Annotated in this window: 13 protein-coding genes; 11 read left to right on the top strand and 2 right to left on the bottom strand. The window is 45.4% G+C overall.

Translation table 11 applies throughout. The features are described 5' to 3' along the window. Positions 1–30: 30 nt before the first annotated feature. The 9 genes from secD (at position 31) to AB4114_RS19425 (ending at position 11,416) form a co-directional block, all read left to right on the top strand. Positions 31–1,263 (top strand): protein translocase subunit SecD, encoded by a 1,233-nt coding sequence (secD, locus tag AB4114_RS19465; RefSeq protein WP_171632148.1) that lies wholly within the window; start codon positions 31–33, stop codon positions 1,261–1,263. Then, positions 1,253–2,179 carry a protein translocase subunit SecF gene (gene secF, locus AB4114_RS19460; RefSeq protein ID WP_441989962.1) on the top strand — a complete coding sequence of 309 codons (927 nt, stop codon included), beginning with the start codon at positions 1,253–1,255 and terminating at the stop codon, positions 2,177–2,179. Before secD ends, secF begins: the two co-directional genes overlap by 11 nt. A 65-nt stretch (positions 2,180–2,244) precedes the next feature. Further along, positions 2,245–3,195, top strand: coding sequence for a cation diffusion facilitator family transporter (locus tag AB4114_RS19455; protein ID WP_441989961.1), 951 nt, complete (start codon positions 2,245–2,247; stop codon positions 3,193–3,195). Positions 3,196–3,261: 66 nt separating this feature from the next. Then, positions 3,262–5,712, top strand: a complete 2,451-nt coding sequence (gene recJ, locus AB4114_RS19450; RefSeq protein WP_441989960.1) for a single-stranded-DNA-specific exonuclease RecJ — start codon at positions 3,262–3,264, stop codon at positions 5,710–5,712. Further along, positions 5,709–6,221 (top strand): adenine phosphoribosyltransferase, encoded by a 513-nt coding sequence (locus tag AB4114_RS19445; protein WP_057311658.1) that lies wholly within the window; start codon positions 5,709–5,711, stop codon positions 6,219–6,221. Before recJ ends, AB4114_RS19445 begins: the two co-directional genes overlap by 4 nt. 184 nt (positions 6,222–6,405) lie before the next feature. Continuing rightward, the gene (locus AB4114_RS19440; RefSeq protein ID WP_441989959.1) at positions 6,406–8,592 is read left to right on the top strand and encodes a RelA/SpoT family protein; all 2,187 of its coding nucleotides are present in this window, start codon (positions 6,406–6,408) and stop codon (positions 8,590–8,592) included. 22 nt (positions 8,593–8,614) lie between these two features. Further along, positions 8,615–9,055, top strand: coding sequence for a D-aminoacyl-tRNA deacylase (gene dtd / locus AB4114_RS19435; RefSeq protein WP_441989958.1), 441 nt, complete (start codon positions 8,615–8,617; stop codon positions 9,053–9,055). An 84-nt stretch (positions 9,056–9,139) separates the two neighbouring features. After that, entirely contained in the window at positions 9,140–9,313 is a 174-nt protein-coding gene (locus tag AB4114_RS19430) for a hypothetical protein (RefSeq protein ID WP_157256822.1), read from the top strand. Between the two features lie 135 nt (positions 9,314–9,448). Continuing rightward, positions 9,449–11,416 (top strand): FAD-dependent oxidoreductase, encoded by a 1,968-nt coding sequence (locus AB4114_RS19425; RefSeq protein ID WP_441989957.1) that lies wholly within the window; start codon positions 9,449–9,451, stop codon positions 11,414–11,416. 99 nt (positions 11,417–11,515) lie between these two features. On the opposite strand, the gene AB4114_RS19420 is transcribed toward AB4114_RS19425, so the two are convergent. Further along, entirely contained in the window at positions 11,516–11,836 is a 321-nt protein-coding gene (locus AB4114_RS19420; protein WP_441989956.1) for a hypothetical protein, read from the bottom strand. A gap of 298 nt (positions 11,837–12,134) precedes the next feature. Continuing rightward, positions 12,135–12,527 carry a DoxX family protein gene (locus AB4114_RS19415; RefSeq protein ID WP_056610438.1) on the bottom strand — a complete coding sequence of 131 codons (393 nt, stop codon included), beginning with the start codon at positions 12,525–12,527 and terminating at the stop codon, positions 12,135–12,137. A gap of 157 nt (positions 12,528–12,684) precedes the next feature. Here AB4114_RS19415 and AB4114_RS19410 point away from each other — a divergent pair, with 157 nt between their 5' ends. Then, positions 12,685–12,993: a winged helix-turn-helix transcriptional regulator gene (locus tag AB4114_RS19410; protein ID WP_056610440.1), complete on the top strand. Its 309-nt coding sequence runs from the start codon at positions 12,685–12,687 to the stop codon at positions 12,991–12,993. Positions 12,994–13,424: 431 nt separating this feature from the next. Continuing rightward, the gene (gene hisS, locus AB4114_RS19405) at positions 13,425–14,690 is read left to right on the top strand and encodes a histidine--tRNA ligase (RefSeq protein ID WP_171632091.1); all 1,266 of its coding nucleotides are present in this window, start codon (positions 13,425–13,427) and stop codon (positions 14,688–14,690) included. The last annotated feature ends 20 nt before the right edge of the window (positions 14,691–14,710 follow it).

Here is a 14,710-nt window from a genome sequence, read left to right as displayed (position 1 = left end):
TGAGTATTGAAGGGAGACTAGCAACAGATGCTGGATTGGAAAAGAATTTCGTTCTTTTTTCTAACGGTTGTCATTGTTCTTGGCGCAGTTGGAATAACGAGCCCTGGGCTTGTAGATCGTATTAAGCTTGGATTGGATTTAAAAGGCGGTTTTGAAATATTGTACACCGCAGAGCCGCTTACTGCTGGACAGCCCCTAACGAAGGAAACGCTTACGGAAGCTGCAAAAAGTCTTGCTAAACGTGCGGATTCTCTTGGTGTTGCTGAACCAGAGGTGTACCCAGAAGGATCGGATCGTATCCGTGTTCGTCTTGCAGGGGTTGAGAACGAAGAAGAAGTTCGTACCCTGATGTCCAAACCTTCTGTACTTACATTCAGAGGTCCTGATGGAACGGTTTACATGAACGGAACTGACTTCGTCGAGAACGCAGCGAAATTAAGCTATGATCCGAATACGAAGCAACCGATCGTTGAGATCAAAATGAAAAGCAGAGAGAAATTCAAAGAAGTAACAACGAAGCTGGTTGGCAGCACGTTGTCTATTTATTTGGATGATGTCGTGCAATCCACAGCGTCCGTTAATTTCCCAATTGACAGCGACTCCGCAATCATTACACAAACGAACGTTGCCGAAGCTACCAAAGTAGCAAAGATGATTAATTTAGGGGCTATGCCACTTAAATTAACAGAGAAATACATACAACGTGTCGATGCTACATTAGGTAAAGCTTCTTTGCATGAGACAGCAAGAGCGGGATTAATCGCTTCGATCTTAATTTTCTTGTTCATGGTGCTTTACTACCGAGTTCCAGGTCTAGTAGCGGCGTTCACTTTGATTACGTATGTTTGGGTTCTACTCGCGATCTTCGACTTTATGAATGCCACATTGACGTTGCCTGGTATTGCTGCCCTTGTTTTAGGAGCGGGGATGGCCGTTGATGCGAACATTATCACATACGAAAGAATTCGCGAAGAAATCCGTGCAGGCAAGAGTATCCTTTCCTCCTTGAAAGCAGGGACGAAACATTCCTTCCGTACGATTATGGATGCGAACGTAACGAATTTAATCGCGGGTATCGTGCTGTACTATGTAGGTAACGGTGCAATTCGCGGATTCGCAGTTATTACGATGATGAGTATTATTATCAGTATCTTAACGAACGTGTTGTTCTCCAGATGGCTGCTACATCTTATTATCCGGGGTAATTTGCTGAAAAAGCCAAGTTATTTCGGTGTGAAGGAGGCAGACATCCGTGGACTCTAAGCAAAAGTTCGATTTTGTAAAAAATCGCAATAAATTTTTCATCATATCGGCTGCAGTTCTTATCATCGGGTTAGTAGTTCTGTTAACCTCAGGCATGAATTTCGGTGTCGATTTCAAAGCGGGAACGAATATCGATCTTGTTGTCGGTAAGCAGTTGGATAGTGCGAAGGTTGAGGAAATCCTGCATGGCTTGAACACCAGCGGTGAAGTGAAGTCGAAATATGCGGATCCTACAATTGGTGGTAATAATAGCGATCGTGTGTCTATCCGTTTCGATGACGTGCTGGACGATGCGACGGTGAACACAATCCAAAAAGCTTTTGCAACAGCCTATAGCGCAGAAGTTTCGAAGGAAATTAACACCGTGGATCCACAGCTTGCTAAAGAGTTATTGTTGAAAGCTGTCTATGCCGTTGCGATTTCCAGCGTACTCATTTGTTTGTACGTCAGTATCCGTTTTGAATGGCGTTTTGCCTTGGCTGCGATTATCGCTATTCTACACGATGCGTTCATCGTTATCGCGATGTTTGCCATTTTCCGCTTCGAAGTGAACCTTCCGTTCCTTGCGGCAGTGTTGACGACAATCGGTTATTCCATTAATGACAAGATCGTTATTTTTGACCGGATTCGTGAAAACCTGCGTTTTGCTAAACTGAAGACAGATGCAGATCTAGTAGCACTCGTTAACGATAGTATCTGGCAAACGATGGCACGTAATATTAATACTGTACTCGTCGTGTTAATTGCTGCAGGCTGTTTGTATCTGTTCGGAAGCGAGTCCATTAAGTTGTTCGCTTTGGCCAAGTTAATTGGTTTAACGAGCGGTGCCTACTCCTCCGTCTTCATTGCATGTTCCTTGTGGTATTTGTTCAAAAGAAACTCTTTATCACGTTCTAAAAAGAAAGTTGCAGCGTAATAACCATAATAACCGGCCGCGTGATTGTTGCGCGGCCTTTGTATCCGTTCAGGGGGAATGTCCACGTGAATGATGAGGGATTTCGTAAGACAGAATACGCGCTTTGGTCAGCAATACTTGTACTTACCGTGTTGGCTTGTCTGATGGGGATCGTTGGCTTTCAAGCACATAGTAATTCTCTGATCGCAGCTGCGGCGCAGTCGGGAGCAGGAATTTGTGTGGTTGCTGCTGCCATCAACAGAGTAAGGACAATGAGAGTGCAGCTTGCTGCAGCTTCTTTCCGGGGGTTGGATCCACAAATTTCAGTCGGTTCCCTACTATTCATTGTCTTGATCTTATTGATTGGTGCTGAAGTAGGTGTCATATCGGTTAAATCCTTGATCAACCAGGTTAAGTATGATGCCACTATGACGACCTTTGCTGTTCTCGTTCTTTCGCTGCTTGCGAAGGAAGCGATGTTCCACTTCTTAAGTAAACTGGGCAAGCAGTTAGGATCTGAGGAATTTATTGCCAATGCGCGAAGACGCCGTTCCGATATATACTCTTCTTTTGTAGTCGTTGCTGGTGTGCTCTTGACGATGCTGGTTCAAGCGATCGGATTTAACGGATTTTCTTACGTAGACACATGTGCTGGACTCATTGTTGCACTTTTTATAGGTATAATGGGATTCTCGTTAGTCAGCAAAACCATATCTACACCAACAGAAAAAGTACTTCACCAGGAAGAGGCAGCTGATTTCGTTAAAGCTGTTCAAAAGATTCATGGTGTGATTACGGTTGATGATTTGAACGCGAGAGAACATGGGCATTATGTTGTCATCGACATGACGATCAGTGTGAATCCTAGGCTTTCTGTTTGGGAAGGACATGAGGTGTCTAAGAAGATTAAACAACAGCTGATGAAGCAATACCATCATGTATCGCATGTATACATACATGTAAATCCTTACGATGCAGGTTATCCCTATAAGCAAGCAGATGTGGAAGCAAGTGAGCTGCCGTCTGTTTTACACTAAATCATTGTTTTCGAAGATGACGTACCGTGAAATTTTCATAGGAAAACACCAAGGAGGAGCCACCAAGTGCTAGCACCGAAGGCAAGATGGAACATTGGAAATGCGGATGAGGCGCTTGTTGAAGAATTTGTTCGTGAGCTGCAGTTGGATCCCTTGGTAGCCCGTATTCTAGTTCTTCGAGATATTCACAGCGTGTCTGAGGCCAAACAATTTATGCAAGGTGGCGTCGGTGATTACCATGATCCCTATTTGTTAGATGGGATGCTGCCAGCAGTGGAGCGTATTCGCAGAGCCTTACACAATAAGGAATTCATTCGTATTTACGGCGATTATGATGCAGATGGAGTAAGCAGTACCTCCTTAATGGCGCATTTGTTAAAAGGGTTAGGGGCGCATTTCGATACTTACATTCCACATCGGATTCGTGAAGGCTATGGATTGAACCGTGCTGCAATGGACTTGGCCAAGGAACAAGGTGTCCAGTTGCTTATTACGGTGGATACAGGAATAAGTGCCATTGAAGAAATTGCGTATTGCCATGAAATTGGTTTAGATGTCATTGTGACTGATCATCATGAACCGCCAGAAGTGCTGCCTGATGCCCTGGCGGTGATTAATCCTAAGAAGCCAGGCTGTCCGTATCCTTACAAGCTATTAGCAGGTGTTGGTGTGGCATTTAAGCTTGCACATGCGTTGCTGGAACGATTCCCAGAGGAACTTCTTGAGTTCGCTGCACTTGGAACAGTTGCCGACCTTATGCCGCTCACAGGTGAGAATCGGTTGCTTGTGAAGATGGGTCTCGCGCGCATGCAGGATTCCAACTATGTTGGATTTCGTTCGCTGATTGGTGTGTCGGGCATTGAACGGAAAGAGATTACGGCAGGTCACATCGGTTTCTCGCTCGCTCCGAAAATTAATGCGAGTGGTCGTTTAGAAGCGGCTGACATTGCTGTTAGGCTGTTGACCACAACAGATGAAAAAGAAGCAGAGCAAATTGCCTTCGAATTGGATATGCTGAATAAAGAGCGTCAACAAATTGTTGAGGATATGGTCCAAGAAGCGTTTGCGATGGCTGAGGAGCAGCGAGCGAAGGGCTTGGATAAAGTCATCGTCGTAGCTAAAGAGAACTGGAATGTTGGTGTCGTTGGGATCGTAGCTTCCAAGATTGTGGAGAAATTCTATCGACCTACACTTGTGTTAAGCATTGATCCGCAGAAGGGTATGGCCAAAGGCTCTGCACGTTCCATTGCCGGCTTTGATTTGCACAAGGCGTTGACAGCTTGTAAGGATCTATTGGACCACTACGGTGGTCATCAAGCAGCGGCAGGGATGAGCTTGGATAGCAGCCATCTGGAAGCTTTCGCACTTCGACTAAATGAGCTTGCAGCGGCAACGTTAACAGATCAGGACTTCGTACCTGTATTACGTGTAGATAATGCGTGCAACCTAGCTGATGTCCCGATTGCAAGCATTGAGGGGCTAGAATTACTGGCACCATTCGGAATGGGGAATCCATCGCCTAAGTTCATGTTCACGGATTTAGGACTTGAAGATATTCGGACCATGGGCAAAGAAAAACAGCATTTGAAGCTGGGATTATCTCAAGCTAAGGATGAAGTCAGCTGTTCGGTAGAAGCCGTGGGTTTTGGCAAAGGTAGTTTAGCAGCGTTAATTGCCCCCTCGGCAAAGGTAGATGTCTTGGGCGAGCTCTCGATTAATGAGTGGAATGGTGTTAGAAAGCCGCAGATCATCATGCAGGATCTGCGAATCCCGCACACGCAAGTATTTGATTGGCGTGGCACCGGACAATTGCACCTGAAGCTTGCATCGCTTGTGAGCAATCTCTTAGCAGGACCATCGGCGACACTGCGCTCACCTGGAATCGTACTGTTTGATGAAGCGGATGCAGCGTTGTATCAAGCCGTAGCTGCACAAGTCGGGCATCAGGTGCCGTATTGGATCGTGCAGGATACTGGACACGTGAGGCCAGCCAATGAGGCTGCGATCGGAATGGCGTTTGATGAGCTGCAAGATGTCGTTCTGTACACGTTGCCTCGTCGTATTGATAGTTTGAAATCAGTACTTCAGCAGGCGACAGGAATGATGCGGTGCTACCCCGTATTTGCTGAGTTAGGGCAGGACAGCGGCAATACGTTGCCTTCAAGGGATATGTTTAAGATGCTCTATGGCACCTTGCAGAAGGAGAAATCACTTCAACTGCAAGATACCAGGATGATGACATCTTTCAGTAAACGGTCAGGATTATCACTCGGCATGATTCATTTTATTTTATCTGTTTTTGAGGAATTAGAATTTGTCGTCAAACATGATAATATGGTTACATTAAGTGCTACTCCGGCCAAACGAGATTTAACAACCTCACGATTGTACCAGCATCGATTGCATCGTCAAGAAGTTGAAGCCATTGTAATGTATTCTTCAGCGAAAGAGCTGGAGCAATGGATCGCTGATAACATAAAAATAAAAACAGAGTCTACATTGGAGGAAATCATATGAATTTCAAAGATTATATTCGCGTTATCCCGGATTTTCCACAGCCAGGCATTCGTTTTAAAGATATAACAACGCTGTTGCAGAACGGCCCTGTGTACAAAGAAGCGATCGAGCAATTAAAACAACTCATCCAAGATAAGGAAATTGACGTAATTGCAGGTCCGGAAGCGCGTGGATTTGTCATTGGTGCCCCTCTAGCTACAGCACTCGGCGTGGGCTTTATTCCAATTCGCAAAAGCGGCAAATTGCCTGGCGAAACGATCGAAGCGGATTATGCCCTTGAATACGGCAAAGATAAACTAGCTATGCACAAGGATGCGATTAAGCCTGGACAGAAAGTGCTTATTGCGGATGACTTGCTTGCAACAGGCGGAACGATTCAAACATCCGTTGATTTGATCAAACAGCTTGGTGGAGAAATCGTCGGAGCTGCTTTCTTAATCGAGCTTACGTACTTGGATGGCCGCAGCAAATTCGAAGGTTTTGATGTCGTTTCACTTGTTCAATATTAAGACAGGGTTGGAGAATCGAATGTTCGTTATTCGATTCTCTTTTTCATAGCATTTTACGGAGTAAATGTGAAGTGTTCGCGGCAGCTATGATGCTTTTTGTCGAAGCCTGTACGTGAATAGTTGACGAGGGGCCTGACTTGCAGGCATAATGAATAAAAATCGACTAAAGGGAATGGGTAGATGCATGGGTATAGAGCAGCTGCTGGAAAAGGCCGCCACCTATCTGAAAGAGAATGATTTGCAGAGGATTCGGGAGGCCTATGAATTCGCGGATGAAGCCCATCATGGCCAAGTGCGCAAATCAGGTGAGCCCTATATTCTGCATCCACTCGCTGTTGCAGATATATTGGTGAATATGCAGATGGATGTCACTTCGGTGATTGCCGCGCTTCTGCATGATGTGGTTGAAGACACGACAGTTTCATTGGAAACTGTTTTAGATAAATTCGGGAAAACCTGTGCGATGCTCGTTGATGGTTTGACGAAGCTGGAGCGCATTAAGTTCAAATCCAAAGAAGAGCAACAGAATGAGAATTACCGCAAAATGTTCGTTGCTATGGCGCAGGATATTCGGGTTATTCTGATTAAGCTTGCGGATCGTCTGCATAACATGCGGACACTCAAGTATCAATCGGAAGAAAGCCAGCGCCGCATTGCGGAAGAAACGCTGGAGATTTTCTGCCCGATTGCCCATCGGMTCGGTATTTCCACAATCAAATGKGAGATGGAGGACATTGCCCTCCGTTATTTGAATCCGCAGCAATACTATCGGATCGTGAATCTCATGCAGAAGAAACGGACTGAGCGTGAGCAATACATTGAAGATGTCATTCACAGCATCAAAGAGAAGTTAGATGAGATGGGAATTCAGGGGGATATTTCGGGAAGGCCGAAGCATCTTTACAGCATTTACAAGAAAATGAGCTCCCGCGGCAAGCAATTTAACGAGATATATGATCTCATGGCTTTGCGCGTCATTGTTGACGGCATTAAAGATTGTTATGCTTCTTTGGGTATCATTCATACGTTATGGAAACCGATGCCTGGCCGCTTCAAGGATTATATTGCGATGCCGAAGCCGAATATGTATCAATCCTTGCACACGACCGTTATTGGGCCGAAGGGTGAGCCGCTAGAGGTTCAGATCCGGACGTGGGAAATGCATCGTACGTCCGAGTTCGGGATCGCCGCACATTGGGCTTACAAAGAAGGCGGCACTGTTGTTCCATCCGGCACCTTCGAGGATAAAATGAGCTGGTTCCGCGAAATTCTGGAGCTTCAGCATGAAACGAACGATGCGTCTGAGTTCATGGAATCCATGAAGATGGATTTCTTCTCTGATCTTGTTTTCGTCTTTACGCCAAAAGGGGAAGTTATCGAGCTTCCAGCAGGTGCAGTTCCGTTGGATTTTGCCTATCGGATTCATACAGAAATCGGCAATCGTACTATTGGTGCCAAAGTCAATTCACGGATCGTTCCGCTCGATCATAAGCTCAAAACCGGTGATATTATTGAAATCCTAACTTCTAAGCATTCCTATGGGCCAAGTCAAGATTGGATCAAAATCGCCCAATCCTCCCACGCACGCAGTAAAATCAAGCAGTGGTTTAAGAAAGAAAAGCGTGAAGAGAACGTTGAAAAAGGTAAGGATATGATTGAACGTGAGCTTAAACGCTTAGCCATCGATCCTCCGACCTTAATGAGCGATGATAAAATGCTGGAAGCGGCGAAGAAGTTTAATTTTAGCGATATTGAAGACATGCTCTCTGCGGTTGGCTTTGGTGGCATTACGGCAGCGCAAATATGTACCAAGCTAACGGAGAAGCTGCGTAAGGAAGCGGAAGAAGCTCAGATTATTAAGCTGAGCAGTGAAGTGAAAGAGGTCAAAGCACCCCCATCCACGGAGCGCAAAAGCCGTCCTACAAACGGTGTACGCGTCAAAGGTGTAGATAACTTGCTAGTCCGATTCGCTCGTTGCTGCAATCCAGTTCCAGGGGATTTCATTATTGGCTATATTACTCGAGGACGCGGTGTTTCTGTTCATCGCTCGGACTGCACGAACATTCCGACGAGTATGGGCGAGGAAGAACGGGTAATTGAAGTGGATTGGGCAGAGGCTGTTGAGTCTAATTTCAATGTGGAAATTCAGATTACAGGCCATGATCGCCGCGGCTTCTTAAATGAAGTGCTGCAAGCTGTATCCGAGAGCAAGACGATGATCTCAGCTGTTTCTGGGCGTTCCGATAAGAACAAAATGGCGACGATTCATATGACGATTTTGATAAAAAATATTGATCATCTTCAATCTGTTGTCGAAAAAATAAAACGCGTCAAAGATATTTATTCCGTTCAAAGGATTATGCAGACCTAGCTAGTAAGGGGATTTAGGAACGATGAGAGTTGTTGTTCAACGTTGTAAGAGCGCGGAAGTAACGTTCAATAATCAAACGATCGGTCGCATTGAGCAGGGGCTTATGCTGTTGGTTGGCATCACCCATGAAGACACCGAACAAGATGCGAAGTATCTTGCGGATAAAGTGGCCGGGCTTCGAATTTTTGAAGACGAAACAGGTAAAATGAATTTGTCTGTCCTTGAGACAGGGGGAGCCATTTTGTCAGTGTCACAATTTACGCTATATGGGGATTGTCGCAAAGGCAAGCGGCCTAATTTCATGTCAGCAGCGAGGCCAGAACAAGCAGAACCATTGTATCAGGAATTCAACAGAATGCTCAGAGAGCAGGGGTTACAAGTTGAAACGGGTGCATTTGGTGAAATGATGGATGTTTCCCTGACGAATTGGGGACCTGTTACCTTGATGATCGATAGCAAATAAGCTACTTGGGCGAAGGATTCAGGATAGGCAGCCTAGTCACTGGTTATACTAGACAAGTATAAACTAGCGGTTAGGAGCCTACAGATGCGTCAATCCATCAAAGAAAAGATGATGACTGCCCCGATACAGCAATTGTTCCATTCCTCTATGGCTGAGCGGATGAGTCAAGGAAATGCCTTTGCGGATGTTGAAATCAGTGCAGAATTCACTTCTGATCAGGAAAAAATGAAGAGTATCCCAAAGAAATCGTTCCGGTAATTCATAAAACCACGTGTGTGCTGTTCACCAGCCCTGCGTGGTTTTATTTGTACCAAAGGTAGAATTTCTCTCCTCCATCAAATTGTGGTAAACTAGCCTATGGAATTATTGTAAGACATGCAGGAGATAAGGTGGGTGCTTAAAGTCGTAATGGCAAATTCAAATCGTAACAAATCCACATCCAGAGGTTGGCTATGGTTAATGGTAGTATTGATTGTACTTACGCTGGTTGCTGCAACAGCCGCCATGTACTATCAATATAATCACCATAAGAACGGCGCCAAAGGACATAGTGATCAGCAACAAGCCCTTGAAGAAGTGAAATCGGTAAAAAAGGCGAAAGAAGCCTATGATGTCATTGTAATTGGTACGGACCCGGAGGGCATTGCCGCAGCGGTTTCGTCAGCTCGGAATGGATTAAGCACGCTGCTTGTTGATGGTCGGGATCGTGAGATCTTTGGCGGATTGATGACGCTCGGCTGGATTAACTCCTTGGACATGAATTATTCCACGAGCAAAACGTTGCTCGGCAAGGATGATGTATGGAATAAAGGGTATTTCTCGGAATGGTATGCCAAAACGGAAGGCGATTCCTTCGATGTGAATACAGCGGCCAATGCCTTCTACGATGCCGTAAAGAATGAAAAGAATATCGATGTCTTGATGAAAACGAAGAAAATTGATCCGCTGCTATCGCAAAATAAAAATGCGGTGCAGGGGGCGACGATCACACTTGAGAATGGCAGTACGCAAGTTGTCAAAGCCGCGTCCGTCATTGATGCGACACAAGATGGTGACTTCGCAGCAGCAGCAGGGGTTCCTTTTACCATGGGACATGAGGATATCGGAGATCCAAAATCGAAAATGGCCGTCACACTGGCGTTTCGATTGAAGAATGTCACACCTGAAGTATGGAAATTGATGGMCAACCGTTTGAATGGGGATGACAATTCGGGTACGGGTGTTACAGATGTGAGTGTATTTGGATACAGTGAAATGAGCAATTATCCTGCACTTAACAAGGATAGAGCCAAAATGAGAGGCCTCAATATGGGGAGGCAAAATAACAATACGGTGTTAATTAATGCCTTACAGATTTTTGGCGTAGACACCTTTGATCCGAAGTCGGTTCAAGAAGCATTCGACATTGGGAAGAAGGAACTGCCGAATATTGTTGCTTATATGCAGAAAACGTTCCCGGAATTCTCAACCGTTGAGCTCGATGGTTCAGCACCCGAGCTTTATGTGAGGGAGACCCGACATATGCAGGGTGAATACCGATTGAGTATCGTCGATGTTTGTACAAATGCAGATCAGTGGGATCGCATTGGCTTCGGATCTTATCCCGTTGATATCCAGCGTATAGCGCCTACAGACTCAGGTAATGTCGTGTGTAAGCCGAAACAATACGCAATTCCATTCCGCAGTATCGTTCCACAGAAGATTGATGGTTTACTCGTTGTAGGCAGAGCGGCAAGTTATGATACACTGCCACATGGAAGTGCTCGTGTTATGCCGACGGGCATGGCAGAGGGTGAGGCAGCTGGAGCTGCGGTGAGTTTGGCGAAAGCAGAGAATATGACGTTCCGTCAGATTTCTGCATCAAAGGACATGATAGCGAAGCTGCAGGCTCAGTTGAACAAGCAAGGCATGGAAGTTCAGCCGATGACCATTAAACCTCAGCCATTTATGGAACATAAGTCATTCGAAGGTTTGAAAACGGCGATGATGCTTGGATTGGCATCTGGTGCTTATGATAATAACTTCCGTCTAGACGACGCGGCCAATCCGAAGAGAATGGTCAATGTGGTTGGCGGGGCAAGGAAGATGAAGCCGGATGCATTTGTAGGGGATGTTAACCAAGCCATCGCTAAGATAGACAGTGCGGACAAAATTCCGTTGACTCTTGAGCAAGCTAGCTATACCTTCACGCAAGCACTTGGTATTAAGGGCACGCCTGCTGAAGCGCAAGCGAAGCTCGTTGAGGGGAAACTGCTAACAGCAACTACGATCAATGGCATTGCAGATAAGCAAAAACTGACCAATGCAGACACGTACATGATGATTCGTGACGTTAAGATTGGTTTGACAGGCAAGCCTTAGCCTACATCAATAAAGAGCCTTATTGCCGCAGGAGATGTGGCTGTAAGGCTCTTAGTTTGTAGTTGGCGATGAGTGAAATGATGATGACGGTTACATTTCTTAGTCTTCCTCGGCAGCTTCTTCGTCCGCTTCTGCTTCAGCGGATTCCTCTGCTTCTTCGTCGTCGGCAGCTTCTGCCTCCTCGTCTGCGGATTCTTCGCTTTCAGCTTCCTCTGATTCCTCAGCTTCTGCTTCTTCCTCATCAGCCGCTTCTTCTTCCGATTCTTCAGCATCCGTATCTGACTCTTCAATGGCCTCTTCTTCGGCTGCTTCTTCGTTAGCAGGTTGATCGTCAGCAGTTTCGGCTTCGGTTTCGGATTCCTCAGAGAAAAGCACCACGAGATCTTGACGTTCCTCTTGAAACTCGTTTTGTAGTGTCATTGTTACAGCCTCCAGATGTTATATTCAAGGCCATCCGCCTTGTTGTACATGTATATGTGAAAATAGCCTGAATATACGAATGAAACGAAATGAAAATGCTTGAAAGTAAACGATATTTTGGTGTAATCAAATTGTAATACGAGCTTCATGTTCCTTTAATCTAGGAGGGATATACTAATAGTCGACCCCCTTTAAAATATAAACTTTGAAAGCCTGCTGCCCCGTGCTGCAGGCTATTTTCTTTGTATACAAAGAAAAACCGCCACAGTCTAAGCTGGACGGTTTACGAATTTATTTATTACATAAGTGCATCTATGGAATAGTCACCAGCACCGATTAAGGCAACGCCAAGCGCAATGACTAGTAAAGCTAAATTATATTCAAATCCATTGGAAGTTACCCAGTAGCCGTTTTTGCCATGAACTTTAATAATAGCCATGATCATTGTAATAATAATAAGAGCTGCGCCAACTTCAGTCCATAAACCAGCGGCGAAGAGCAGACCGCCACCTAATTCGATTAAACCAGCAACAACCGCCATCATGACACCTGGTTTGATCCCGATGGATTCGAAGAATCCGCCTGTACCTTTGGGTCCATAACCACCGAACCAACCAAACAATTTCTGTGTACCATGTGCCGCCATCGTTAACCCAATCACCAAACGAATAATAAGAAGTCCTAATGCCATACTAACATCTCCTCTATTGATATATTTTGTTTAACAACTTACTTTATGTTAGTATATTATTACGAAGCACTTACTTTTGTCAAGCGACTATGTTAAAATAGTTATTACAGAAGTGGTTGGTGCCGTAATCGGCAAGAACTCGAAGGAGATGATTAAGATGGAAAATGATCAACTATGTCCCAAATTCGAGCATGCATTCGAACTTCTGGGAAAACGTTGGACAGGACTTATCGTGAATGTATTGCTATCCGGGCCTAAGCGGTTTAAAGATATCTCCGTATTAATCCCAAGTATGAGTGATCGCATGCTCTCAGAAAGATTCAAGGAGCTCGAGGCTGCCGAGATTATTATTCGACATGTTTATCCAGAGACGCCGGTACGGATTGAGTATGAATTAACGCCTAAAGGGAAAGGACTTCAGCCTGTTATGGATGAAGTACAGAAATGGGCGGACACTTTTAACTAAATATAGGTTGAGGGCGCATAGTAAGTATGGTTGTCTCTTGACTTTGCCCTTACCAATGTTTACAATAACCATAATGTAATTCCATACGAATGTGATCCATTGAAGGGACACAGTAATTCGCCCCCACATGTACAGAGAAGGAAGCCTAGGCTGCAAGCTTCCCATGATGAGTGAATGAACAGACCTCCCCGAGGACCAACTGGGAACAGCCATGAGTTAATGTGCTAAGTAGTAGTTGTGCGAATAGCGGGCGTTAACCGCAAAGAGCAAGATGTGTTTGATTGCGTAAGCAAGCAACATAGCATGCTGAATGTGGGTGGTACCACGGGTGAATTTGTTAATCAAATCTCTCGTCCCTGACGTAAGTCGGGGATGGGGGATTTTTTGCTTTTAGAAAGGCATGTAAGTAGAGAAAAAGGGAGGTTACTTCGATGAGTATTCAGAAGCCGAAAGGTACACAAGATCTGCTTCCAGGCGAGGTGGAGAAATGGCAGTACCTAGAGTCCAAAGCGAGAGACTTGTGTCAACGTTTTAATTACAAAGAAATCCGTTCGCCAATTTTCGAGAGTACTGAGCTTTTTTCGCGCGGGGTTGGAGAAACAACAGATATCGTCGAAAAAGAAATGTATACCTTTCTGGATAAAGGTGACCGCAGCATGACACTTCGCCCTGAAGGTACGGCGGGGGTCGTTAGAGCGTATGTGGAAAACAAACTGTATGGTATCCCTGATCTGACAAAGTTGTTTTATGTGGGACCTATGTTCCGCTATGAACAGCCGCAAGCGGGGAGATACCGCCAGTTTCACCAGTTCGGTATTGAAGCTTTCGGCTCCGTGGATCCAAGCATTGATGCAGAAGTGATCGCGCTTGGCTACACGTTCTATAAAGAGATTGGACTCAAAGAGGTAACCGTGGAGGTTAACTCCGTGGGCACACCTGCGGTTAGAACGGCTTATCGTGAACAGTTGCAGGCTTTCTTTGCTCCAGTGAAGGATCAGCTATGTAAGGATTGTCAGTCGCGCTACGACCGTAATCCAATGCGTATTCTCGATTGCAAAATCGATCAAAAGCATGGTGTAGGCGCACCTGACATCCTGGAGTTCTTGGATGAAGAGTGCAGCACTCACTTTGCACAGGTACAAGAGCACTTAACAGCGATGGAGATTCCATTCCGTATTAACCCTCGTCTTGTGCGTGGTCTGGATTACTACACGCACACTGCGTTTGAATATAAGGCAGCAGGTATCGGTGCGATCGACACGATTGGTGGAGGCGGACGCTACAATGGTCTAGTCGAACAGATCGGTGGACATGGTACAGATCAACCAGGTGTAGGTTTAGGACTTGGTCTAGAGCGTATTCTTCTCGTATTGCAAGCGCAAGGGGTTGAAATTCCGAAGCCTGAGCCGCTTGATGTGTACTTGATTGGTCTAGGTGAAGCCGCGGAGAAAGAAGTTACAAAACTTCTGCACCAGCTTAGAGTTCAAGGTTTAAAAGCAGAGAAGGACTATCAGGGCCGTAAGATGAAGGCTCAAATGAAGTCCGCTGATCGTTTCCAAGCTACTTATGTGGCGATTCTTGGTGACGATGAGTTGGCACGCGGCGAAATTACGCTGAAGAAGATGGAAACAGGAAATCAAATCACGCTAAGTTTAGTGGATCTTGCTTCAAACGCTGCAAAGACACTATTCGAATAAACAACTACACCAATATGGAC

Origin of the sequence: Paenibacillus sp. 2RAB27, from assembly GCF_052115445.1 — a bacterium.
Lineage (GTDB): Bacteria > Bacillota > Bacilli > Paenibacillales > NBRC-103111 > Paenibacillus_E.
This window is presented reverse-complemented; position numbering and strand designations above follow the sequence as displayed.